This window comes from Streptomyces sp. GMY02 (assembly GCF_019056675.1).
GTDB classification, from domain to species: Bacteria; Actinomycetota; Actinomycetes; order Streptomycetales; family Streptomycetaceae; genus Streptomyces; species Streptomyces odonnellii.
Window position 1 is genome coordinate 4,580,492 of sequence record NZ_CP077658.1, and the last position, 22,009, is coordinate 4,602,500.

Here is a 22,009-nt window from a genome sequence, read left to right on the forward strand (position 1 = left end):
ACTGCGAAGAGCAGGGGCACGTCATCGCTGGCGCTCGTTTCAGCGTTTGTCGAAGAGTCCGGCTCGCGCCTCGGTCCGTTTCAGGTAGGCGGCGTGTTCGGCTGCCAGGTCTACGAGCGTGAATTCCTGGAGTTCCATGACGAGTTGGCCTGCGAGTACCCAGGGGATGCGCCAGCTTTCGAAGGCGATCCCGCCCGCGTCGCACATCACCGGGAACAGTCCGCCCGGCTGGTACACGACACCGTGCACCCCCGCTACCGCGAATGTCTTGACCCGCAGAGCGACGTGGCGTTTGCGTAAGTGGGGGCAGGTTCCGGCCGAGGTGACGGCGCAGGGGACGCAGAGCGGTGGGTGGGTGGTGACGTAGCCGGGTTTGTGGAGGTCCGGGTAGTCGGCGTCCTCGCCGACCAGCCAGAGTGTGCCGTCGTCGGTACGGTCGGACGGCCCGCCGCAGATCTGGCAGAGCTGTTTGCGCATGGCCCGGCGCTGGCGCAGGAAGTGGACGTTGCCGAACTCCGGGCGTCCTCTCCCCGGGCTGAGTCCCACGCGTTTCCAGAGGACGCCGAGGTCGTCGCGTTCGTACGGTCCTTCGTCGGCGTACGCGATGCCCCCGCCGCGGACGATCAGCGTGCCCTGGGGCCGGTGTTCGGAGGACCAGCAGGCGATGTACGGGACGACCGGGGGTTTCCCTGTTGGCGTGGTCATGGGCAGTCCCTCTCACTGGGCCGCACGACCGGCACGGACAGGGACGCCCAGACCACTTTCCCGGGCCCGGCCCGGTCGGCCACGCCCCACTCGTCCGCCAGTGCGTCGACCAGGAGCAGCCCCCGCCCGTCCGATGCCTCCGGGCCGGCCGGCCGAGGCTGGGGGCGGTCCGGCGAGCCGTCGTGGACCTCGATGCGCAGTGCCCCGGAGCTGCGGAAGTAGCGCGTTTCGATGACCTGTTCCGGTGTCACTTTGGCGTGCAGGCCGGCATTGCTGAGGAGTTCGGAGAGGATCAGGACGGCCGAGTCCTCCAGTTCCGACAGGCCCCAGTCCTCCAGGGCCTTGCGCAGTTCGAGCCGTGCGAGCGCGACGCATCGCGGGTCTCGGCTCCACCGCAGCACAACGCGGCTGCCCGTTGGGTTCGTTGGGTTCGGCGTGGGTTTCCCGTACATGTCACACGGCCTCCATCTGCCCTTTTCACTCTCAGTCAACTCGGCTGCGCTGCTGCGGAACTTGCGAGGAGTGCGCTTGCAGGGCAAGGCTGACTCCTCTCCGTAGCGAAACGACTACCGGGGGCACTCAGAGTGGCGTAGAGTCGAGAAGCCTTCAAGTAATCCGAAGCGAAGGAAGGCTTGGGTAACCCATGGTCAATCGCAAGGAGTTGAACCCCGAGAGCAGCCCGCGAGCGGCGTTTGGGGCCCGTGTGCGTAAATTGCGGGAGGAACGTGGCTGGAACCAGGAGGACTTAGCCGGGCGTGTTTCATGTTCCAGCCAGCATATTTCGGCCCTGGAAACTGCCCGCAAACCGCCGACCCTCCCGCTCTCGCGCAAGCTCGATCTCGCCTTTGGGATTGTCGGCACTGCCGCCTCGTTCGAGCGCGAGTGGGGCGAGATGCGGCACGGTTCGCTGCTCGAAGGCTTCCCCGAGTACGTCGGACTTGAGGGCCGAGCGGTAGAGATCAGGGTGTTCGAGGTCGGGATCATTCCGGGGCTTCTTCAGACCCCGGAGTACGCACAGGTGCTGGCGGACAGCGCCGTACATCGGGGTGCCATCACGCGCGAACAGGCAGATGAGCGAGTTTCGTTCCTGGCCGAGCGGCAGTCCGCGCTGGTACGGCCCCGTCCTCCGATGGTGCTGGTGGTCATGGATGAGAGCTGCATCCGCAGGCCGGTGGGCGGACCCGGGGTCATGGGGGCTCAGCTTGATCGGTTGATTGAGTTCGCCGCGCTCCCCAACACCGCGCTGCATATCGCCCCGTACGCGATCGGGGAGCACAGGACGTTTGACCGATCGGTCAACCTGCTCACCCTGTCCGATTGCTCCGTCGTCGCGTATATGGAGTCTCAGACCCAGGGACACCTGGACCGGGAACTCGTATTCGTCCGGGGCATGTTGACGGCCTACCATCAACTACAGGCCGTATCGCTGTCGCAAGCGGCATCAGTGGACATGATCAATGAGGTACGAAAGGGCACCCCGTGACAACCACGACCACGACCGAACTCCGTTGGGTCAAGTCCTCCTACAGCAACAACGGCGGCACCTGCGTTGAGTGGGCCCCCGCGTACGCGTCGGCTACCGGCGTGGTTCCTGTCCGTGACTCCAAGGACCCGAGTGGTCCGGTTCTGAACCTTCCTGCCGATGCGTTCGCTTCGTTCGTGGCGGGCGTCAAGGCGGGCGAGTTCGGCCGTATCTTCGGCGCGTGATCTGCGCGCCTCCGCGCTGAGCCCCGCCCTTCCTTCCGTTCGGATCGGCGGGGCTCTTCGCTGAGTGGATTGAGGAGTTCGCCCGATGGAGCTGAAGCGCTACACGCACGCGGACGGGCCGGATGTGCGCTCGTTGTTGCTGGACATCCATGACGAGGCGTACGCCGACGATCCCGACCCGTTCCACTCGCGTGAGCGTTTCTCCTACTTCGTCGACCTCTGGTCCTCGCGGGAGGACTGGCGGTGCGTTTCCGGCTGGGAGGAGAGTGGCCCGGTTGGTTATGCGTACGGCTCGGTGTTCAAGCCGGGCGGCTGGTGGAAGGGGCACCGGCGCCCCTCCGGCCTCAGGGGCTCCGTGTTTGCCCTGTCCGAACTCATGGTGACTCCCCAATGGCGCGGTACGGGACGTGCGCGGCGGATCCACGACGCGTTGCTCGGGTCAGTGCCGGCCGACATGGTCACGCTCCTGGTGGACGCCGGACGCCCAAGAGTCCAGGCTCTGTACGAGCGTTGGAACTACAGCAAAGCAGGCGAGGCAAAACCCTCGGACGACTCCCCGCTGTATGCCGTGATGGTCCGGAAGCTGTGAGCGGGCCGCACCGCTGGTGCGTTCGCTTCGTTTTGAGGGGGTAAGGGTGTGGCGACGCTAGCGGTGACCGGGCACATGGACCTGACCGAGGCGAGCGTGCCGCTCGTACGGGCTGCGCTGCGTGAGGTGCTGGCGCGGTATCGCGGTGACCTGACCGGGGTGTCGTGCATCGCGGCCGGGGCGGACAGTCTGTTCGCACAGGAGGTCATTGCGCTCGGGGGGCGGCTGGTCGTGGTGATCCCCTCGCGCGATTACCGGGAGACGCCCGCTATGTGATGCGTGTTCCCCGCGCACGCGGGGCTGTTCCCATGGGGCGCGTCCGGTACCGCAAGACCTGCGAGTGCTCCCCGCGCGCGGGGTTGCCCCCCCCGCCCCCCCGCCCACGCCCCCCGCCCACGCCCGACCCGCGCGCCTCACACCCCGTCCAGCATCCCCAGCGCCCGCCTCGCTACCTCCCTGCCGATCGGCAGTGACGCCGTCGCCGCCGGTGATGGCGCGTTGAGGACATGGACCGTGCGCGGACGCTCCTGGATCAGGAAGTCGTCCGCCAGCGTTCCGTCCCGTAGCACCGCCTGGGCGCGTACCCCGGACGCCGCCGGGCGCAGGTCCGTCGACGTGACCGCGGGGAGCAGTCTCCGTACGGCCGTCGCGAAGGCCCGCTTGGACAGCGAGCGGTGCAGCTCGCCCGCTCCGTACCGCCAGTGCTTGCGTGCCGTACGCCACGCGCCCGGCCAGCCCAGGGTGCCGGCCACCTCCGCGGGGCGTACGGCCTTCCAGGTGTAGCCCTCGCGGGCCAGCGCCGGGACCGCGTTCGGCCCGACGTGGACTGTTCCGTCGATGCCCCGGGTCAGATGCACCCCCAGGAACGGGAACGCCGGGTCCGGTACCGGATAGACCAGACCCCGTACCAGCCCCGGCCTGGCCAGCTCGTAGTACTCGCCCCGGAACGGCACGATCCGCATCCCCGGTTCGTCGCCCGCCAGCCGCGCCACCTGGTCGCACTGGAGCCCCGCGCAGTTCACCAGGACCCGCGACCTGACGATGTCCCCGGCCGCCGTGCGGACCGCGACCCCCCAGGGGCGCCGGTCGACCGCCGTGACCTCCGCCCCGTACCGCACCGACGCGCCCGACGCGCCCGCGGACTCGGCGAGCTGCTCCGCGACCGCGAGGAAGTCGCAGACCCCGGTCGTGCCGACCTGGATCGCCGCGAGGCCGCGCACATGAGGCTCGTACTCCGTGATCTGCGCGGGGCCCAGCTCCCGTACCGGAATGCCGTTCTCCCGGCCGCGCTGGACCAGGGCGTGCAGCCGGGGCAGCTCGTCCCGCCCGGTCGCCACGATCAGCTTCCCGGTGACCTCGTGCGCGATGCCGTACTCGGCGCAGAACTTGACCAGCTCGGCGGAGCCGCGCACCGCGTAGCGCGCCTTGAGCGATCCCGGGCGGTAGTAGACCCCGCTGTGGATCACTCCGCTGTTGTGGCCGGTCTGGTGCCGCCCGGGGCCCGGCTCCTTCTCCAGCACCACCACACGGGTGCCCGGCGCGGCGCGCGTGATCGCGTACGCCGTCGACAGGCCGACGATCCCGCCGCCGATCACCAGCACATCGCAGTCGAATCCCACGCGTCCGCTCATAGCGCGCGCCACCTCCCACCCCGATAGTGCACTGGCCCGCGGGCGACCTGCTTAAACCACGGATCCGTGAAGATCCACAGCACCCGCGGCAGGACCGTCGACCGCACCCGCCACCACACCGTCCACAGGGCCTGCGGCAGGGCCCGGGACAGCACCGGCTCTACGCGGGCGCCACCAGCAGGGGGCGCGCGCGCTCCCGCAGCTCGGCGACCCTGGGCTCGTCCCCGTACGGCTCCAGCCGGTGCAGCAGATCCCGTACGTACTCGGTGGTACGCGCCGAGGAGATACGGCCCGCCACCTCCACCGCCCGTACGCCGGCCGCGCATGCCGCGTCCAGGTTGCCCGACTCCAGTTCGGCGACCGCGCTGACGACCAGGCGCAGGCCGTGCGAGCGTACGAACTCCTCCGTCGGCCGGGAGAGCGCCTGCTCCGTGAAACGCCGTACCTGGCGTGGTGCCTTCAGGTCCCGGTAGCACTCGGCCGCGTCGGCGGCGAACCTGTCGTACGAGTAGAAGCCCAGCCAGGACGGATCGGCGTCGCCCTCGCGCGAGCGCTCCAGCCAGCCCTCCGCCGCCTTGAGCGCCGCCCCCGCCGCCGCCGCGTCGCCCGCCTTCGCGTGCGCGCGCGCCTCCACCAGCCGGAAGAAGCTCATCGTACGGGCGGTGGCCAGGCCGCGATTGCGCTCCAGCGCCGCCTGGGCCAGATCCACGCCCTCGTCCGCGAACCCGCGATAGGTCGCCTGGAGGGACATGGAGGCCAGCACATATCCGCCCAGGGGCACATCGGCGGCGGCGCGCGCCAGCCGCAGCGCCTGGATGTAGTAGCGCTGCGCGGCCTCCTGCTGCCCGGTGTCAAAGGCCATCCAGCCGGCCAGCCGGGTCAGTTCGGCGGTGGCCCCGAAGAGCCCGCGCCCCACCTCGTCGCTGTACGCGCCGAGGAGCAGGGGCGCCGCGTCGACCCGCAGGCACTCCGGCACCATCGACGAACGCCAGTCCCCGCCGCCGTACTTGGAGTCCCAGCGCCGGGCGTCGGACGCCGCCTCCCGCAGCTTGGCCACATCGCTGTGGCCCACCCGCAGCGGCGAGACCTCGGCGGACGCGTCGGCCGCCGGGCCGCTCGTACCGTTCGTGCCGTGCGCTCCCTGCGCCGCCTCCGCGACCGCCGGATCCCGGGCGACCGAGGGGTCGGCGGGTGTTATCAGCCACCTGGAGGCCGGTGTCGCGTACGCGCTGACGGCGAACGATCCGGCCAGGGACTGCCAGATGCCCCCGCTGCCGGCGCGCCGGCCCGCCAGGTCCAGCCGGTACAGCTCCGTCGCCGCGCGCACCGCCTCGCCCACGTCGCGCGGGAAGGCGAGCCCGACCTCGGGGGCCGGATCCGCGTCCGCGAGGCCGATCTCATGAAGGGGGACAGGGCGTCCCAGCTTGGCTCCGATGGCGGCCGCGATGAGATGGGGCGCCGCACCCTGCGGGACCATCCCCTTGGACACCCATCGCGCCACGGAGGTCTTGTCATAGCGAAGTGTCAGGCCGCGTTGCGCCCCGAGGTCGTTGACCCGACGGGCGAGACCGGCGTTGCTGATTCCCGCGAGGGCGAGAACGGTGCCGAGCTTTTCGTTCGGCCCGCGTAGCTCCCTGGACATGCGTCACCCCTCGACACACAGACGGCCGCCGCGTCGCGGCATAGGCGCGCGGCATTCGTAAACCCAGCGTAGTTCGCCACATCCCGACCGTTAAGGGGCGGACTTCCGTATGGCGGGATTGTTGTCCGTGGCATGTCTTGAGCGTAAGTCCCCCGGCGGTGGCTCGTGCTCCGGGTGTGTGGCCGTGCGCCCGGCCGTGCGCTCTTGGCCCCGGAACGGCGGGACCGCTTCCATGAGACCTGCGTGGGTCGGCCCACTGCGTACTGGAACCAGTGGGCTGGGGGATCCCGCCGCCCCAATCCCCGCGGGCGGTGGATCAGTCCGGGAGGCGGGAAACGCCTCCCGGACTGAGCGTGTGCCGGTGCTGAAGTGCCGTACCGGGCCCGGAGTTTGGCTGAATCACGTCTGTCGGCGTACCACTGGCGAACAGTCGGTGAAGCACCGGTTCTGCGCCAAACGGCTCATGCCAGGGGCGCGTTCGCTTTCCCACGCGTGCTTCCGTAGGCCCTCCTGTGCGCTGTTGTCGTGGCAGCATGTTCCCGAACGGGTTTGGTTGACGGGTTTGGTTTCGGGCCGCTCGGAGCGGGTTCCCGATCCTGCTCCGGGGGCTCTTGGGCCCGCTCGACTTGTCCACGGGCTGTGGAGGCGGCGATGCGCTGGTTGGTGGGATGGAGCAGTATCGCCGCGCGCTTCGGCACGGGAGGGCCGGTACGGAGGACGAGTCCGGTTCCGTCGAACGGATCCACGGGCTCCGGTGGGTCTTTCGGGTCCTCCGTGGCGGCTGATTCTGTCGGTACGGGCGGGGCCGCCGGGTCCGCGGGGGCGGTGGGCGAGGACCACGAGGGCCGCAGCGTCCACCCCGTCGGTTCCCAACTGCTGTGGGGCGACCCGGATCCGCTGTGGGCCGTGGGCGACTGGCGGCCCGACGAGGTCCGTGTTGTCACCGTCGATCCCTTCACCAGGCTTGCCGTGCTGGGCTGTTGCGGGGCCAGCGACGAGGAACTGCGGGTCGGGCTGTTCGCGGCCCGTGGCGGCGCGCTGCGCCATCTCACCGCCTGGTCCGGCAGTTACACGGCGGTCGCCCAGATCGGGCGCCGGATCACCGTCGTCGGCGACCTGGCCGGGGCCAGGCCGGTCTTCTACACGCCCTGGGCGGGCGGCACCGCGTACGCCACCGCCGCCCTGCCGCTCGCCGACCTCATAGAGGCGCAGCTCGACATCGGGCACCTCGCCGCGCTCCTCGCCTGCCCGGAGACGCCGGAGGCGCTGCGCGACTCCACTCCGTACGTGGGGGTCAAGCGCATCCCGCCCGGGCACGCGCTGGTGCTGCGTGAGGGGTCGCGCGAGATCACCGGGTACGAAACGGTCTCCTCTCTCGCCGTCGCCGGACCCCAGCGGGACGCCGAGCGCGCGGTGGAGGGCGTACGGGACGCCCTCGTCGACGCCGTACGGGCACGGCTCATGGCCCCGCGCCACGCGCCCGAGACCCTGCCGCCCGACCCGGGGCCCGTCCCCGGCATGGGGCCCGCGGACCGGCGCGCCGCACGCGGGGGCGGGCCGGTCCCCGGCATCGGCGCCGATCTCTCCGGCGGCAGCGCGTCCGGCACCCTCGCGCTGCTCGCCGCCGGACTGCCGGGCGCGCCCGGCACGGTCCTCGGGCACGGCACCGGAGCCGGGGAGCGGCTGCTCGCCGTCACCTTCAACGATCTGGCGACCGGCAGCCGTGACGAGGCCGAGCTGGAACGGGCGCGGACCATCGCCGCCAACCCCCGGCTGCACCACGTCGTCGTCGCGGCGGGCGAGGAGGCCCTGCCGTACGCCGAGCTGGAGGGACCGCTCACGGACGAGCCGGGCCCTTCGCTGGTCACCGCCGAGCGGCACCGGCGGCGGCTGGCGGCTGGCAGTGCCGACCACTTCGTCGGGGCGGGCGCACGCGAGGTGCTGGACGCGCATCCGGCGCGGCTCGCGGATCTGCTGCTGGACCGGCGCCGGCGCCATCTGCTGCATCCGGTGACCGCGCTCGCCAGGGCCGAGGGTCCTTCGCCGGCCTCGCTGTTCGTGCCGCTGACCGTGTACCGGGCGGCGCGCCGACTGGCCCGTACGCCGTACCGCACCGGTCTCGAAGAGGCCGCGGCCCGGCTTCCCGAGGCCAACAGGGCGCTGCTGTCCGCCGCCGCGAACGGGCCGCTGGGCGCCTCGCTGGCCGCCCTGACCTGGTCCCGGCCCGGACCGGCCGCGCGCTGGCTGACCGGGGAGGCGCTCGCGGAGGTATCGGTTCGTCTGACGGCCGCGGCGACCCGGCCGACGTCCGTGCAGCGGCCCGGCGAAGCGCGGGCCCGCGCGGCGCTGGCCCGGCACGCGGCGGACCACCGGGTCCTGGAGCAGGCCGCGGAGATCCGCAGCCAGCGGCTGCACGCGCCGTATCTCGACAACCAGGTGGTACGGGCCTGCCGCGAGCTGCCCGAGGCGCTGCGCGTCCAGCCGGGCGCCCGCGCGGAGGTCCTCCGTACCGTCCTCGCCGGGGCCGGTATCCACGATCTGCCGGAGGGCTGGGGGGCGACCTCCCGGGCCAGCTCGGGCGCGGCGACCCGGGCGGGGCTGCGGACGGCGGTGGGCGAGCTGATCAACCTCTTCGACGCGCCGTTGCTGGCGGACGCGGGCCTGATCGAGGCCCGGGTCGTACGCAAGGCGCTCCGCGCGGCGGCGGAGGGCGAGCCCGTACCACTGGACGGCCTCGCCGACCTGGTCTCCACGGAACTGTGGCTACGCCGCCTGCTGTCCCGCCGAGGCACCTGCTGGACCGGCACGGCGGCGCCACGGCAGAGGGCGGTGGCGGGCGGGGTGACCGCGAGGCCGACGCTGAGGCCGTAGCGGCGGCCGGCGGGGCGGCAGGCCTGACGGGGTTGAGGGGGGCGTGCGGCTGGTCTGGCGCTCGCCAGCCCGTGGGGGGCAATTCAGCCCGTCCGGCGTTTGAGGACCGTACCTGGCCGGTCTGGCGCTACCCGGCCTGCGGGTGCCAGCCGATCAGGTGCTCCCCGGCGGCTCAGGTGCTCCCCGGGCCGTGGGGCAATTCAGCCCGTCCGGCGTTTGAGGACCGTACCCGGCCCGTCCAGCGCTACCCGGCCAGCGGGCACCCCCAGCCCGTCCGGCGTTTGAGGACAGACGCGCGGCCGGGCGGACCCGGCAAAGACAGCCCGTCCGGCGCTTGAGGACGAACCGGCAGCCGGGCGGATCCGGCGAGGCCAAGCGCCCAGGGCCACGCCACCGCGGATCCGGCGAGGCCAAGCGCCCAGGGCCACGCCGCGACCGCGTTGTCACACCCGGCGTCCACAATGGCTCCGTGCGGTATCTCATCCTGGGCACCACCGAGGCGCGCGACGACCACGGCGGCGGTCCGGCGCTCGGCGGCGCCCGAGTCCGGGCCCTGCTGTGCGCGCTCGCGCTGCGGCCGGGGCGGGCCGTCGCCGTCACGGAGCTGGTGGACGACGTATGGGGCGACGAGCCCCCGCACGACGCCCCCGCCGCGCTCCAGGCGCTCGTCGGACGGCTCCGGCGAGCCCTCGGCAAGGAGGCGATCGATTCGGTGCCCGGCGGAGGATACCGGCTGGCCGCCGTACGCGACGATGTCGATCTGTACGTCTTCGAGCGCCTCGCCCGCGAAGGCGCCGCCCGGCTCGACGCGGGCGACCCCGTGGCCGCCGCCCGCACCCTCCGCGAGGCGCTCGCGCTCTGGCGCGGACCCGCCCTCGCCGATCTGCCCGGCCATGGCCGTGAGTACGCCGTACGGCCGGAGGCCCAGCGGCTGGCCGCGCACAAGCACCGTATCGAGGCCGATCTGCGGCGGGGCGCCACGGACACGCTCGTACCGGAGCTGATGGAACTGGTCGCGGCCCATCCGTACGACGAACCCTTCCGCGCCCAGTTCATCCGGGCCCTGTGGGCGGAGGGCCGCCGGGCCGACGCTCTCGCCGCGTACGAGGACACCCGCCGCGCACTCGCCGACGGGCTCGGCGCCGACCCCGGGCCCGAACTGGCCGCGCTGCACAAGAGAATGCGGGCCGGCGACGGGCCGCCGGTCGGCGGGAACCTCTCCACCGGTACGAGCCCGCCGCCCGGTACGAGTCCCCTCACCAGCACCAGCACCAGCACCAGCACCAGCACGCGCCCCGGCATTCGCCCCGACACCGGCATCGGCACGGGCATCGGCATGGGCATCAGCCGCGACACGGGCATCGGCACCCGTACCGACACCGGCACCCCCACCGGCGCGGAAGCCGGTCGCCCCGGCGCCGAGCCACGCGGCAATCTGCGCCCCCGGCTGACCTCCTTCGTCGGCCGCGAGCCCGAACTCGAAGCCATCCGCGCCGACTTGAGCCACTTCCGCCTTGTCACGCTCACCGGCCCCGGCGGCTCCGGCAAGACCCGCCTTGCCGAGGAGTCCGCGCCCTCCGGCGCCTGGCTGGTCGAACTCGCCCCGCTGGAAGCCCCGTCGGCCGTCCCGGGCGCCGTTGTGAGCGCGCTCGGTCTGCGCGAGACCCAGCTCACCACCCACGAGGTCAGGCCCGTCCAGGACGACCCGACCGCCCGTCTCGTCGAGCACCTCGCGCGCCGCGACACGCTGCTGATCCTCGACAACTGTGAGCATGTGATCGGTGCTGCCGCCGCTCTCGCCGAGACCCTGCTCACCCGCTGCCCCGGTCTGCGGATCCTCGCCACCAGCCGGGAGCCGCTGGGGGTGTGGGGTGAGGTGGTGCGTCCGGTGGAGCCGTTGCCGCCGGATCCGGCGTTCCGGTTGTTCGCGGAGCGGGGGCGCGCGGTGCGGCCGGGGTTTGAGGCGGGTGAGGATGCGGGTGCGGTGGGGGAGATCTGCCGTCGGCTGGATGGTCTGCCGTTGGCGATCGAGCTGGCGGCGGCGCGGTTGCGGATGTTGTCGCCGCGGCAGATCGCGGACCGGCTGGACGATCGTTTCCGGTTGTTGACGAGTGGGAGCCGGACGGTGCTGCCGCGTCAGCAGACCCTGCGCGCGGTCGTCGACTGGTCCTGGGACCTGCTGGACGAGCGGGAGCGTACGGTGCTGCGCCAGGTGTCCGTCTTCGCGGGCGGCTGGGACCTGACGGCGGCCGAGGGCATATGCGCGGGCGCCCCGCACACCCCCGGCCCGCACACCCCCGGCCCGCTCGCTCCCGGCGCCGCTGATGTTCCTGGCGTTTCCGGCGCCGCTGATGTGCCCGGCGTTCCAGGCGCCCCCGATGTCCCTGACGTTCCCGACGTGCTGGGCGCGCTCGTGGACAAGTCCCTCGTCGTCGCCGCGCCCGCCCCCGGCGGTGGGATGCGGTACCGACTGCTGGAGACCATCCACGAGTACGCCGCCGAACGCGCCGCCGAGGCACCGGCCGTCAGGGCCGCCGCCGAGCGCGCGCACATCGCGTACTTCACCGGCCTCGCCGAGCAGGCCGATCCGCTGCTCCGCTCCGGGGAGCAACTCCCCTGGATCCGCCGCCTGGAGACCGAACTCGACAACATCCGCGCGGCCCTCCACCGCTCCGTCGCCGCGCGCGACGAGGAGTCGGCGCTGCGGCTGGTCCTCGCCATGAGCTGGTTCTGGTGGCTGCGCAACTACCGTGCCGAGGGCCTGTCCTGGACGGAACACGCCCTGGCGCTCGGGCCGGACAAGACGGACCCCGCCGACCCGTCGTACTGGCCCCGGATGCAGAGCCAGGTGATGTGGCTCTTCTACACCAGCGAGAGCGGCCAGACCGAGCAGGTCCGTACGGACCCGCTCTTCCGCAGCCGGATCCGCCGCATGCTGGAGGTCTTCGGCCGGCCCGGACCGCAGTCCGCCCGCCTCCCCGGACTGCTCTGGTGCATGCTCGCCTACTTCAGCGAGGAGACCGTCGACATCCGCGCCGCCATGGACGACGCCATCGCCAACTGCCGGGTGCACGGAGGCGACTGGGAGGTCGGCGTGATGGTGATGGGGCGTGCGCACATGTCCGTCGATCTCTCCGGGGGCATGACGGCTGTCGACGAGGACCTGGCCGAGCTGCGCGAGCTGACCCGTCGCGTCGGCGACCGCTGGATGCTCGCCCAGATCGCGAGCGCCACCGGCGAGGCCCGGATGGCGCGCGGGCGGTACGAGGAGGCGCGCGACGCGTACGAGGAAGCGCTGCGGTTCGCCCGCGAGGTCGGCGCGCACGCCGAGGCGCCGTTCCTGCTCGCCCGCCTCGCCGAGCTGGCGTACCGCGCCGGTGACTCCGACGCCGCCGAGAAGGGCCTGGACGCCGCGTCCGCCGACGCCGAGCGCTACGACGTCCAGGACACCCGCGCCTTCGTCCCCTTCATGCGCGCGGTCCTGGCCCTGGACCGCGGCGAGTACGAGCAGGCCAGAGTGCTGCTGGACACGGCGCGCGCCGCCGGGGAGTACGGCACGCCGCCGCCGCACTTCATCGTCGGCATCGACGCGCTGGACGCGCGGATCGCCATGCACGAGGAGAAGGGCCCGGTGGCGGCGGCGCGTTCCCTGGCGGCCGTGCTCCGGTCGGCGAAGGAGAGCCGCCTGTCGGATCTCTTCGTCGCCCAGATCGCCGAGATGGCGGTGCCGGTCCTGGTGCTCGCGGGCGAACCGGGACTCGCCGTACGGCTCCTGTCCGCGGCGGGCACCTGGCGGTCCGGCAGCGTCCGTTCCGTACCGGAGCGCGCCGAGGCGGAACGTACCGAGGCGCACGCCCGCGCGGTCCTGGGGGCGCGGGGGTACGAGGCGGAGCGCGGCGCGGGCCTGTCGCTCACGCTGGAGCAGGCGGCGGCCCTGCTGGACCTGCCGGACGGGCCGGGCCTGCCGGACGGGCCGGCTGAGCAGAGTGCCGACGACGATCGCGGAACGGTCTAGCGATGCCTTGCCCTGAATCGCCGGACGGGCTGGCTGTGTCTTGTCCTCAAGCGCCGGACGGGTTGGCTGTGCGGTGCTATCGGCAACTGATCCGGGACTGGGCCCAGTCGGCGAGTGCCACCCGGTCGAACGGGCGGTGCGGTTCGACCACCAGCCGGATCGTCTCCTGTCCCTCGATCCCCACCCGCATCGGTACGGCCGCGTCCCCGCCGCGCAGCACCGGCGAGCGCCAGAGCCGCCCCCCGTCCCCGTACAGCGAGAAGCGCACGGCGCCGAGGCCGTGCGTCAGATCGTCCACGCCGACCATGGCCGCGTAGGTGACACAGCTCCGGTTGAGGTCGATGGTGACCGACGACGCCGCGTGCACGGTCACGCCGTCTCCGTACCGCGTGCCGCCCACGGCCATCCTGGAGCGCTGCCACAGCCAACTGCTGCCGACGAGCCGCACCTCCGGCCCGGTGCCGTCACCCAGGACGTCGTACGGGAGCCGGTTGAGCTGGTAGTCCACAGGCGGTGGCGGTGGCGGCGTCGGGCTGGGCGTGGGCGCCGGTACGGGCGGGGGCACCGGCGGTACGGGAGGCCTGGGCTTCGTGGGCGTCGGCCGGGGCGCGGGCGTGGGCTTCGGCGGTGTTTTCGGGCTCGGGCTCGGGCTCGCGCTGGGCTTCGGGGACGGGGTCGATTTCGGGGTGGGGGACGGCGTGGGCTTCGGCGGAGACGGCCTGGGCTCCGGCGCGGGCGGTTCGGGCGAGGGCGGCGAAGGAACCGGCTTCTGCGGTACGACGGGCTGCGCGACCGGAGGCTTCGCCTTGGGCGCCCGCTCCGGCGCCGAGTCGTTGACCAGCGCGTACACCAGGCCGGCCGCCGCCGCGACGGCCACCAGACCCGCGATCCCCGCCTTCACCGGCGCGCCCAGCCCCTCGGACGCGGCAGCCCCTCCCGCCGCCCCACCCCCGGCACCACCGGAAGCCGTACCGGCCGCACCACCGGAAGCCGCGCCCGCCGCCCCCGCCGTACCGCCCGAGGCTGTCGCGCCGCCGCCGGTGGCCGCCGCCGCGGCACCCGCCCCCGCCGCGCCCGCGGCTCCGCCCGCCACGATTCCGGCGGCCTTGAGCGAATAGCCCGCGGCGAACCAGCCGATCACCGCGACCGGCAGCACCTGCGCCGGGATCTTGTCATTGATGTGCGCCAACTCGCCCACCGCGAGACGGCACTTGGCGCACTCCTCCAGATGCTTGCGCAGCCCGCGCTCCGCCCGGGTCCGCAGCCCACCGCGGGCATACGCCCCGAGCCGGTCCGCGTACCGTGCGCAGTCGCCGCCCGAGGTGTTCGCCGTATTCACATGGGCCTGCAAATAGGCCTGCTTGAGCCCCTCGCGCGCCCGATGGGCCAGGACCGCCGTGGCATTGGCGCTCAACCCGAAGAGCGGCGCGACCTCGCTCGGCGACTCCTCCTCGACCGCGGTGTGCCAGAGCACCGCCTGCCAGCGCTCGGGCAGACTGCGGAAGGCCCGCATCGCCATGGAGTGCTCGGCCTCGCGCATCGCCAGAACATCCGCGCCCAGATCCAGCGCGTCCCTGTCGGAGACCTCGGAGGAACGCGCGGCCTGCGCCGCGAACACCGCGAAGTCCTCGACCAGTTGCTCCCGCTTCGCGGACTTCGTCCAGGAGGCGGCCACCCGTCGTACGGTCGTGAGCAGATACGCCCGCACCGCCTGCTCCGGCCCGGCTCCGCCCCGTACCGCCTGGAGGGTACGGGCGAACACCTCGGCCGTGAGATCGTCCGCGGTGTGCGCGTCGCGGCAGCACGTACGGGCATAACGGCGCACCGCGTCCGAGTGCCTGCGGAACAGCTCCTCGTACGCGCTGTCGTCGCCGTCCCGCATCCGCTGGATCAGATCGGCGTCCGAGGGAGGCCCCCCGGGCGCTGAGGGGTCGATGACGGACGGCTCGGCCGACGCGGTCGACGCGGCCGGCACCGCCGAGGACACGCCGCCGGGCTCGCGCTGCTGGGGCACGCTGCTCTCCGCCTCGACCGGTCCAGCACCGGCACCGGCCGGCGAACCCGTCGAGGGATGAGGCATCAGACCGCCGGGAAACCCGGCCGGCCGCCCGGACCCGCCGGGCCCGCTCTGCTCAGGGACACTCGGGACACCGGGGATGCCCGGGCCACCTGGCACCCCCGGCGCCCCCGAAGCGCGCCCGCCAGGACCGCCGGGCCCGGCCGCGTTGCCGGGCCCGCCCGGGCCCGGGGCGTCTATGGGGCCGCCCTGGTTCGGCACCTGCGGAGGGACCGTCCCGCCGGGTTCCGTACCGCCGTCGGCACCACCGCCTCCGAGCGGCTCGTCCCGTCCGTCACCGCTCATCGCGGAAGCCCCCGTACGCGCGGCCCTCTGAACGCACCCTTTGACCCGAACACCGGGACAGAGTGCCACAGAGCGCCCCGGCGCCCGGACCTTCGAGCCCGGCAACCACTCATCCGGGGACGTTTCCCGGACACCGGCGTTAACGTTCACCCGTTCGGGGAAGGCTCAACCCCTCCCGGCGCTATGCCAGTTCGAGCGGAACGCCCGCCAACTCCCGGGCCGCGAGCGGCAACTGCCAAGCCGCGACGGTCACGCCGCAAGGCCGCAAACCGCCCGCACCCCGGTCAGCCCGCCCGCACCCCGGCCGGGCCGACGCCCTTCACGAAGGAGCCCGTCACGAAGAGCGCCGTCCCGAAGAAACCCGTCACAAAGAACGCCGTCCCGACGAACGCCCCCGATGAACGCCGTCCCGATGAACGCCCCCGATGAAGGCCGTCCCGATGAACGCCCCTTATGAAGGCCGCGACCGCAGCCCCTCCAGCAGGATGTCCAGCAGCCGCGCCGAAGCCGCCGCCTGCTGCGCCGCGTCCGGCAGTGAGGGCGCCGCCGTGGCTATCACCAGCAGCACATCCGCCACCGACACATCCCCGCGCAGCTCGCCCGCGGCCCGTGCCCGCTCCACCAACTGCCCGACGACCTCCAGCAGCTCCACGGCCCCCGGATCGTCCAGCTCCTCCGCCGACGGCCGCTGCCCGACCACCCGCAGATCGGGCTGCCGCTGCTGCGGCACCCGCGCCTCACCCTGACCGCCGGGACCCATGGCCGCGTCCTCGACGTCCACCCCGACCCGCAGCACATGCGGCGGCAGCAGCCGTCCCGCGCCCGACGCCACCGAGGTGCGCAGGAAACGCGAGAGCGCCGACCAGGGCTCCTCCTCCTGCCCCAGCGCCGTCCGCGCCTGGTCCGTCAGCCTGGCGGTCTCCTCCTCGGCTATTCGCCGGACCAGCACGTCCTTGCTGGGAAACCGCCGGTAGACCGTGCCGACCCCGACCCGGGCCCGGCGCGCCACGTCCTCCATCGGCGCCCCGTATCCCAGCTCGCCGAACACCTCGCGCGCCGCGCGCAGTACATGCTCCAGATTGCGCTGTGCGTCCACCCTTAACGGCGCCGAGCGACCCGCCCCGCCCGTACCGGCCCGTCCGCCGCCATCCGTGACGACAGCGGTCTGCCAATGCGAATCCTGAATGTGCATAACCGTTCCCCCGGTAATGATGTCTCCCCCCGGAGACCCCCGCCTCGACTTGGCCGTGTGTGCCGGCCCAGTCACGGACCGGACACTCCGACGAGGTACGAACATAGTTGAGCCCGGGTCAATTCAGAAGAGGGTAGTTCCGCACGGAGCGCCCCCCGATCGGAGCAAGGACCGGAACGTGCCTGATTCACCCCCGGCCCGCCACCCCCTGCGCCCCCGCTGACCTGCGCCCCTCCGTCAATACCTGCGCTTTTGCCCGGCCGGGCCCGGCGAAGGCCTCCGGTCACACAATCTGTCGCGGCTGTGGACAAACACGGGGCCCCGGTGCGTCATGGGATGGTGAAGGCAGAGATCTCCCCCGGGGACGACCCCCGCACCCACGCCCGGTGCGCGCATCCTGATCGTCGGCGGTGGCTATGTCGGGATGTACACCGCGCTGCGCCTCCAGCGGAAGCTGAGAAGCGGCGAGGCCGAGGTCATTGTGGTATCGCCCGACCCTTATATGACGTATCAGCCGTTCCTGCCCGAAGCGGCAGCCGGGAACATCTCGCCCCGCCATGTCGTCGTTCCCCTCCGCCGCGTGCTGGAGAAGTGCACGATCATCATCGGCGAAGCCACCGCCATCGACCACTCCAGACGCACGGCCACCCTCAAGACCCTCGCGTCCGAGGAAGAGGAGGGCGACGGCACCGTCGAGATCACCTACGACGAACTCGTCCTCGCCCCCGGCTCCGTCTCCCGTACCCTCCCGGTCCCCGGTCTCGCCGAGCACGGCATCGGCTTCAAGACCGTCGAGGAGGCCATCGGCCTGCGCAACCATGTCATCGAGCAGATGGACATCGCCTCCTCCACCCGTGACCCCGCGATCCGCAGCGCCGCCCTCACCTTCGTCTTCGTCGGCGGCGGCTACGCGGGCGTCGAGGCGCTCGCCGAACTGGAGGACATGGCCCGCTACGCCTCGCGGTACTACCACAACATCAAGGCCGACGACCTGAAGTGGATCCTCGTCGAGGCCACCGACCGCATCCTGCCCGAGGTCGGCGACGAGATGGGCCGCTACGCCGTCCGCGAACTGCGCGCCCGCAATATCGACGTCCGGCTCGAAACGCGACTCGACTCCTGCGAGGACCGCGTCGCCGTCCTCAGCGACGGCGCCCGGTTCCGTACCCGTACGGTCGTCTGGACCGCCGGCGTCAAGCCGCACCCGGTCCTCGCCGCCAGCGGTCTGCCGCTCAACGGACGCGGCCGGCTGAAGTGCGCCGCCACGCTCGCCGTCGAGGGCACCGGGCACGCCTGGGGCGCCGGCGACGCCGCGGCCGTACCCGATCTGACAGCGGACAAAGCAGGCGCCCTGTGTGCCCCGAACGCCCAGCACGCCGTCCGCCAAGCCGGAGTTCTCGCGGCGAACATCGTCGCTTCCCTGCGCGACGAGCCCCTCCAGGACTACCGTCACGCGTACGCGGGTTCGGTCGCGTCCCTCGGCCTCCACAAGGGCGTGGCGCATGTGTACGGCCGTAAGCTCAAAGGCTATCCCGCATGGCTGATGCACCGTGTGTACCACCTCAGCCGCGTCCCCACCTTCAACAGGAAGGCCCGCGTTCTCGCGGAATGGACCCTATCCGGGCTCTTCAAGCGCGAGATCGTCTCGCTCGGCTCGCTGGAACACCCGCGCGCGGAGTTCGAACTCGCCGCGGGCGGCGAACGGCCCAAGGACACGTGATGGCAGCCATATCACCGTCCCCACGGCGGTACGGAACTCCCGCGCACCGCTGACACCGGCCGACCGCCGTGGACCGCGGTCGCCCGGGGGAGGCGTCAACGACCCGAGTACGACCCGGACACGGCCGGTGCCCCCGTCAGTGTGCTCGACCAGACCGGACGTGTGACCATAGGTGGGTTCACATCTGCACAGAGTGATCCGGCCCGCTCGGCGCAACCGGCCCCGACGACCAGCCCGGCCCGACCAGCCCGGCCAAGACGACCGCACGACGACACCATGAGGCCTGAGAATCCGTGAACTTCACGCGTTGGAGCGCCCGGCTCCCCGGTACACAGCGCCGCGCCGCCGCGCGGACGGACCGCGGTTCCGTGCCCGCGGCCCGTGCTGAGTACGAACAGCCGCCCGACCCGGTGACGGACCTTCCCGCCCTCGACGACCTCTCCGCGGCCGAGATCCTCGGCGGACTCCCCGCCCTGGTCGCCCTGCTGTACGGCCCCGAACACCGGCTGGCCTATGTGAACGACGCGTACACCACCGCCTTCGGCGCCCGCCCGCCCGGCGTCACCGCCGCCGAGAGCTGCCCCGAACTCGCCGAGCTGGGGCTGCTCCCGCTGCTGGACCAGGTGCTGCGCAGCGGCAAGCCCCGTACGGTCAAGTCCCGCAAGGTGCAGGTCGCCGGAGAGGGCTCGTACACCGTCACCTGCACCCCCGTCGACTGCCGTGGCACCGGCGGCGTCCTCGTCTTCGCCGCCGATGTCACCGACCACGCCGAGGCGGCCGACCGGCTGCGCACCAGCGAGCGCCGGCACCGCAAGACCGCCGTCACCCTCCAGCGCTCGCTCCTCCCGCAGAAGCTGGAGCAGCCGGACGACCTCCGGGTCGCCGCCACCTACCAGCCCGGCGGCGCGGACGCGGCGGTCGGCGGCGACTGGTACGACGTGATCACCCTCGGCGCCGGGCGCACGGCCCTGGTCATCGGCGATGTGATGGGCCGCGGGGTGCGCGCGGCAGCCGTCATGGGCCAGCTCCGTACCGCCGTCCGCGCCTATGCCCGGCTCGATCTGCCGCCGCACGAAGTGCTCCAGCTCCTCGACGGACTCGCCGCCGAGATCGACGCCAGCCAGATCGCCACCTGCGTCTATGCCGTCCACGACCCCAACGAGGGCCGGCTCGTGTACGCGTCCGCCGGCCATCTCCCGATCCTGGTGCGCGCCGAGGACGGTACGGTACGGCGCGCCGAGGACCCGAAAGGACCGCCCCTCGGCACCGGCGGCTGGCTCCACAGCTCGGGCACGGTCCCGCTCCCGCCCGGCTCCACCGCCGTTCTCTACACCGACGGCCTGGTCGAGCGCAGGGGCGAGGACATCGACGAAGGCGTCGCCGCTCTGGAGCGCGCCCTCGCCGGCGCGCAGGGCTCGCCGCAGGTCGTCTGCGACCGGCTGATCCGCTCCCTCGGGGTGACCGCCGAGCACGACGACGACGTGGCGGTGCTCGTCCTCCAGCACCCCTCCCGTACGGGCCCGGACGCGGAGCTGTTCCACAACGCGGCGCTCGATCTGCTGGGCGGAGTCGAAGCCGCCCCGCGCGCCCGCGCGTTCGCCACCGGGGTCCTCGCCTCCTGGCGCTTCCCGGTCGAACTGCGCGATCTGGGCGTGCTCGCCACCAGCGAACTGGTCGCGAACTCCCTCCAGCACGGCACCCCGCCCATGCGCCTCAGACTCCGGCGCACCGACCGCCGGCTGATCATCGAGGTGACGGACGGCGACGAGCATCTGCCGCGCCGCCGCAGAGCGGAACCGGCGGACGAGGCGGGCCGCGGTATCTCCATCATCGCGACCATCGCCTCGTCGTGGGGCTCACGCCGTACCCCGGGCGGCGGCAAGGCGGTCTGGTGCGAGTTCGCCCTGCCGCACTGAGCCCCGGGGCTGATCGAGCGTCAGCGGGCCGGAGCCGGCTCGGGAGCCGTCTCCGGGGTGTGCCGTGCGACCAGACGCGAGGCCGGCGCGAGCGACGGCTGATCCTGTACGGGCGTGAGCCGCCGGCCAAGACGCAGCGCCAGCACCGTGATGCCCAGCGAGAACAGCACGAACGTCACGATGTACGGGCCGGGCAGCGCGGCCCCCATCGGCCCGCCGACAGCCGGGCCGAGCGCCAGCGCGAGCTGCTTGACCAGCGCGAACGCCGAGTTGTACTGCCCGACCGCGGACACCGGCGCCAGATCGGCCACCAGCGGCGCCACGGTCGGCGACAGCATCGCCTCGCCGAGCCCGAACAGCGCGTACGTGGAGATGAACGCGGCCGTCGCCATGGTGGCGCTGCCGTGTCCGAGCCCCGCGTACCCCGCCATGAGCCACGCGACCGTCCAGATCAGCCCGACCGCCGCGATCACCCGGCTGCGCCTGCGCCGCTCGACCAGCCGCAGGACGACGAACTGCGCGACCACGATCACCGCGGTGTTGGCGGCCAGCGCGACCCCGAGCGTGGCCGGGTCGATCCCGGCGGCCTCGGTGCCATAGGCGGCGAGCCCCGATTCGAACTGCCCGTAGCAGGCGAAGAACAGCACGAACCCGAGCACGCAGAGCTGCACCATGGCCCGGTGCCGCAGCATGGCCCGCAGCCCGCCGGTGTTCTTGGCGCCGCTCTCGGCGCTGTCTTTCGCGGAGGCGGCGGAGGCAGCGGAGGCACTGGTCGAGGCGGCGCCGACGACAGAGGCGGGCCGGGGCAGCCGGACGGTGGCGGCCGTCCCCGCCAGTACGAGGAACATCAGCGCCTCGACGGAGAACAGCAGCGTGAACGAGCCCGCCCGGTCCTCGTCGACGATCTGCCCGCCGATCAGCCCGCCGACCCCGAGCCCCAGGTTCGCGAGGAAGAACTGCGTCGCGAACGCCCGCGTCCGTGTCGACGGCGTCGAGCACCAGACGATCATCGTGGCCAGCGCCGGCTGCATCACGGCTGTACCGGCGCCCAGCAGTACAGCGGCCAGTACAGCCGTCGGGACATTGCCCGCCAGCCCCATGACCAGCGCCCCCGACGACGCCAGCACCGCACCGCTGATCAGTACGGGCAGCGGCCCGCGCCGGTCGATGACCCGCCCGGTGAACGGCAGCACGACCAGCGCGGCCATGGCGAAGACGGCCAGCACGGCACCCGCCGTACTCGCGCCCAGGCCTCGCACCTGGGCGACATACACATAGAGATACGGAACCGTGAACCCGAGACCGAACGCGCTCAGCGCGTTCCCTGCCTGGATCCGGCGCATCGCAGCGCCCATCGCCCTGGTCACACTCACCTGCCTCAACAGATCGATCAAAGATCGAAGACGGAAAGAAGCTGAAGCCTGAAGACTTCGAAGCTAAAGTTAGGACTTCAACAATACACATCGAAGGACTTCAACGCCAATGGACGCCCGTGGCATACTGCCCCGATGCCCGACACCCCCGAGAAGCCCGGCCCGCCGGACCCCCAGGAACCGAGCCTCGACGAGCAAATCGCGGCCTACCAGCGCGAGTTCCGCGATCTGGACCCCCAGGTCGAACAGGTCGTCTCGGCGCTGGGCCGGCTGAACCGCCGTATGA

At 72.4% G+C, this 22,009-nt stretch carries 15 protein-coding genes and 1 pseudogene (1 of these 16 only partly in view); 9 read left to right on the forward strand and 7 right to left on the reverse strand.

Annotated elements, in window-relative coordinates:
• Positions 1 to 39: 39 nt before the first annotated feature.
• Together KQY30_RS19275 and KQY30_RS19280 are read right to left on the reverse strand one after the other, a co-directional pair.
• On the reverse strand, positions 40 to 705 hold the full coding sequence (locus tag KQY30_RS19275) for a hypothetical protein (protein ID WP_217307895.1): 666 nt from the start codon (positions 703 to 705) through the stop codon (positions 40 to 42).
• A complete protein-coding gene (locus KQY30_RS19280) occupies positions 702 to 1,157 on the reverse strand; it encodes an ATP-binding protein (protein ID WP_217307896.1) in 456 nt (151 codons plus the stop codon). The genes KQY30_RS19275 and KQY30_RS19280 overlap by 4 nt, the downstream gene beginning before the upstream one ends.
• 191 nt (positions 1,158 to 1,348) lie before the next feature.
• Between KQY30_RS19280 and KQY30_RS19285 the strand changes: the two genes are divergently transcribed.
• From KQY30_RS19285 to KQY30_RS19300, 4 genes and pseudogenes are all read left to right on the forward strand, one after another.
• A complete protein-coding gene (locus KQY30_RS19285) occupies positions 1,349 to 2,188 on the forward strand; it encodes a helix-turn-helix transcriptional regulator (RefSeq protein WP_217307897.1) in 840 nt (279 codons plus the stop codon).
• Positions 2,185 to 2,412: a DUF397 domain-containing protein gene (locus KQY30_RS19290; RefSeq protein ID WP_217307898.1), complete on the forward strand. Its 228-nt coding sequence runs from the start codon at positions 2,185 to 2,187 to the stop codon at positions 2,410 to 2,412. Before KQY30_RS19285 ends, KQY30_RS19290 begins: the two co-directional genes overlap by 4 nt.
• An 85-nt stretch (positions 2,413 to 2,497) precedes the next feature.
• Positions 2,498 to 3,001 (forward strand): GNAT family N-acetyltransferase, encoded by a 504-nt coding sequence (locus KQY30_RS19295; RefSeq protein ID WP_217307899.1) that lies wholly within the window; start codon positions 2,498 to 2,500, stop codon positions 2,999 to 3,001.
• Between the two features lie 48 nt (positions 3,002 to 3,049).
• Positions 3,050 to 3,262: pseudogene (locus KQY30_RS19300) on the forward strand (hypothetical protein); the annotation flags it as partial.
• Between the two features lie 152 nt (positions 3,263 to 3,414).
• Here the strand turns inward: KQY30_RS19300 and lhgO are convergent.
• On the reverse strand, positions 3,415 to 4,632 hold the full coding sequence (gene lhgO / locus KQY30_RS19305) for an L-2-hydroxyglutarate oxidase (protein ID WP_217307900.1): 1,218 nt from the start codon (positions 4,630 to 4,632) through the stop codon (positions 3,415 to 3,417).
• Between the two features lie 160 nt (positions 4,633 to 4,792).
• A complete protein-coding gene (locus tag KQY30_RS19310) occupies positions 4,793 to 6,274 on the reverse strand; it encodes an MFS transporter (protein WP_217307901.1) in 1,482 nt (493 codons plus the stop codon).
• A gap of 651 nt (positions 6,275 to 6,925) precedes the next feature.
• On the opposite strand from KQY30_RS19310, the gene KQY30_RS19315 reads away from it, so the two are divergent.
• Together KQY30_RS19315 and KQY30_RS19320 are read left to right on the forward strand one after the other, a co-directional pair.
• Positions 6,926 to 9,145: an asparagine synthase-related protein gene (locus tag KQY30_RS19315; RefSeq protein WP_217307902.1), complete on the forward strand. Its 2,220-nt coding sequence runs from the start codon at positions 6,926 to 6,928 to the stop codon at positions 9,143 to 9,145.
• A 469-nt stretch (positions 9,146 to 9,614) separates the two neighbouring features.
• Positions 9,615 to 13,160, forward strand: a complete 3,546-nt coding sequence (locus tag KQY30_RS19320; RefSeq protein ID WP_217307903.1) for a BTAD domain-containing putative transcriptional regulator — start codon at positions 9,615 to 9,617, stop codon at positions 13,158 to 13,160.
• Positions 13,161 to 13,236: 76 nt separating this feature from the next.
• On the opposite strand, the gene KQY30_RS19325 is transcribed toward KQY30_RS19320, so the two are convergent.
• On the reverse strand, positions 13,237 to 15,522 hold the full coding sequence (locus KQY30_RS19325) for a sigma-70 family RNA polymerase sigma factor (protein ID WP_217307904.1): 2,286 nt from the start codon (positions 15,520 to 15,522) through the stop codon (positions 13,237 to 13,239).
• 451 nt (positions 15,523 to 15,973) lie between these two features.
• Entirely contained in the window at positions 15,974 to 16,714 is a 741-nt protein-coding gene (locus KQY30_RS19330) for a TetR/AcrR family transcriptional regulator (protein WP_217307905.1), read from the reverse strand.
• Positions 16,715 to 17,138: 424 nt separating this feature from the next.
• Here KQY30_RS19330 and KQY30_RS19335 point away from each other — a divergent pair, with 424 nt between their 5' ends.
• The gene (locus KQY30_RS19335; RefSeq protein ID WP_254407218.1) at positions 17,139 to 18,434 is read left to right on the forward strand and encodes an NAD(P)/FAD-dependent oxidoreductase; all 1,296 of its coding nucleotides are present in this window, start codon (positions 17,139 to 17,141) and stop codon (positions 18,432 to 18,434) included.
• A gap of 293 nt (positions 18,435 to 18,727) precedes the next feature.
• On the forward strand, positions 18,728 to 20,350 hold the full coding sequence (locus KQY30_RS19340; protein WP_217307906.1) for a SpoIIE family protein phosphatase: 1,623 nt from the start codon (positions 18,728 to 18,730) through the stop codon (positions 20,348 to 20,350).
• Between the two features lie 20 nt (positions 20,351 to 20,370).
• Here KQY30_RS19340 and KQY30_RS19345 read toward each other — a convergent pair whose 3' ends face one another.
• Positions 20,371 to 21,705: an MFS transporter gene (locus tag KQY30_RS19345; RefSeq protein ID WP_217311166.1), complete on the reverse strand. Its 1,335-nt coding sequence runs from the start codon at positions 21,703 to 21,705 to the stop codon at positions 20,371 to 20,373.
• Positions 21,706 to 21,858: 153 nt separating this feature from the next.
• Here KQY30_RS19345 and KQY30_RS19350 point away from each other — a divergent pair, with 153 nt between their 5' ends.
• Positions 21,859 to 22,009, forward strand: partial view of a MarR family winged helix-turn-helix transcriptional regulator gene (locus tag KQY30_RS19350; protein ID WP_217307907.1) — the 5' portion only. Its footprint extends 416 nt past the window's final position; 151 of the gene's 567 nt are visible here — the first part of the coding sequence; its start codon is at positions 21,859 to 21,861; the stop codon falls past the right edge of the window.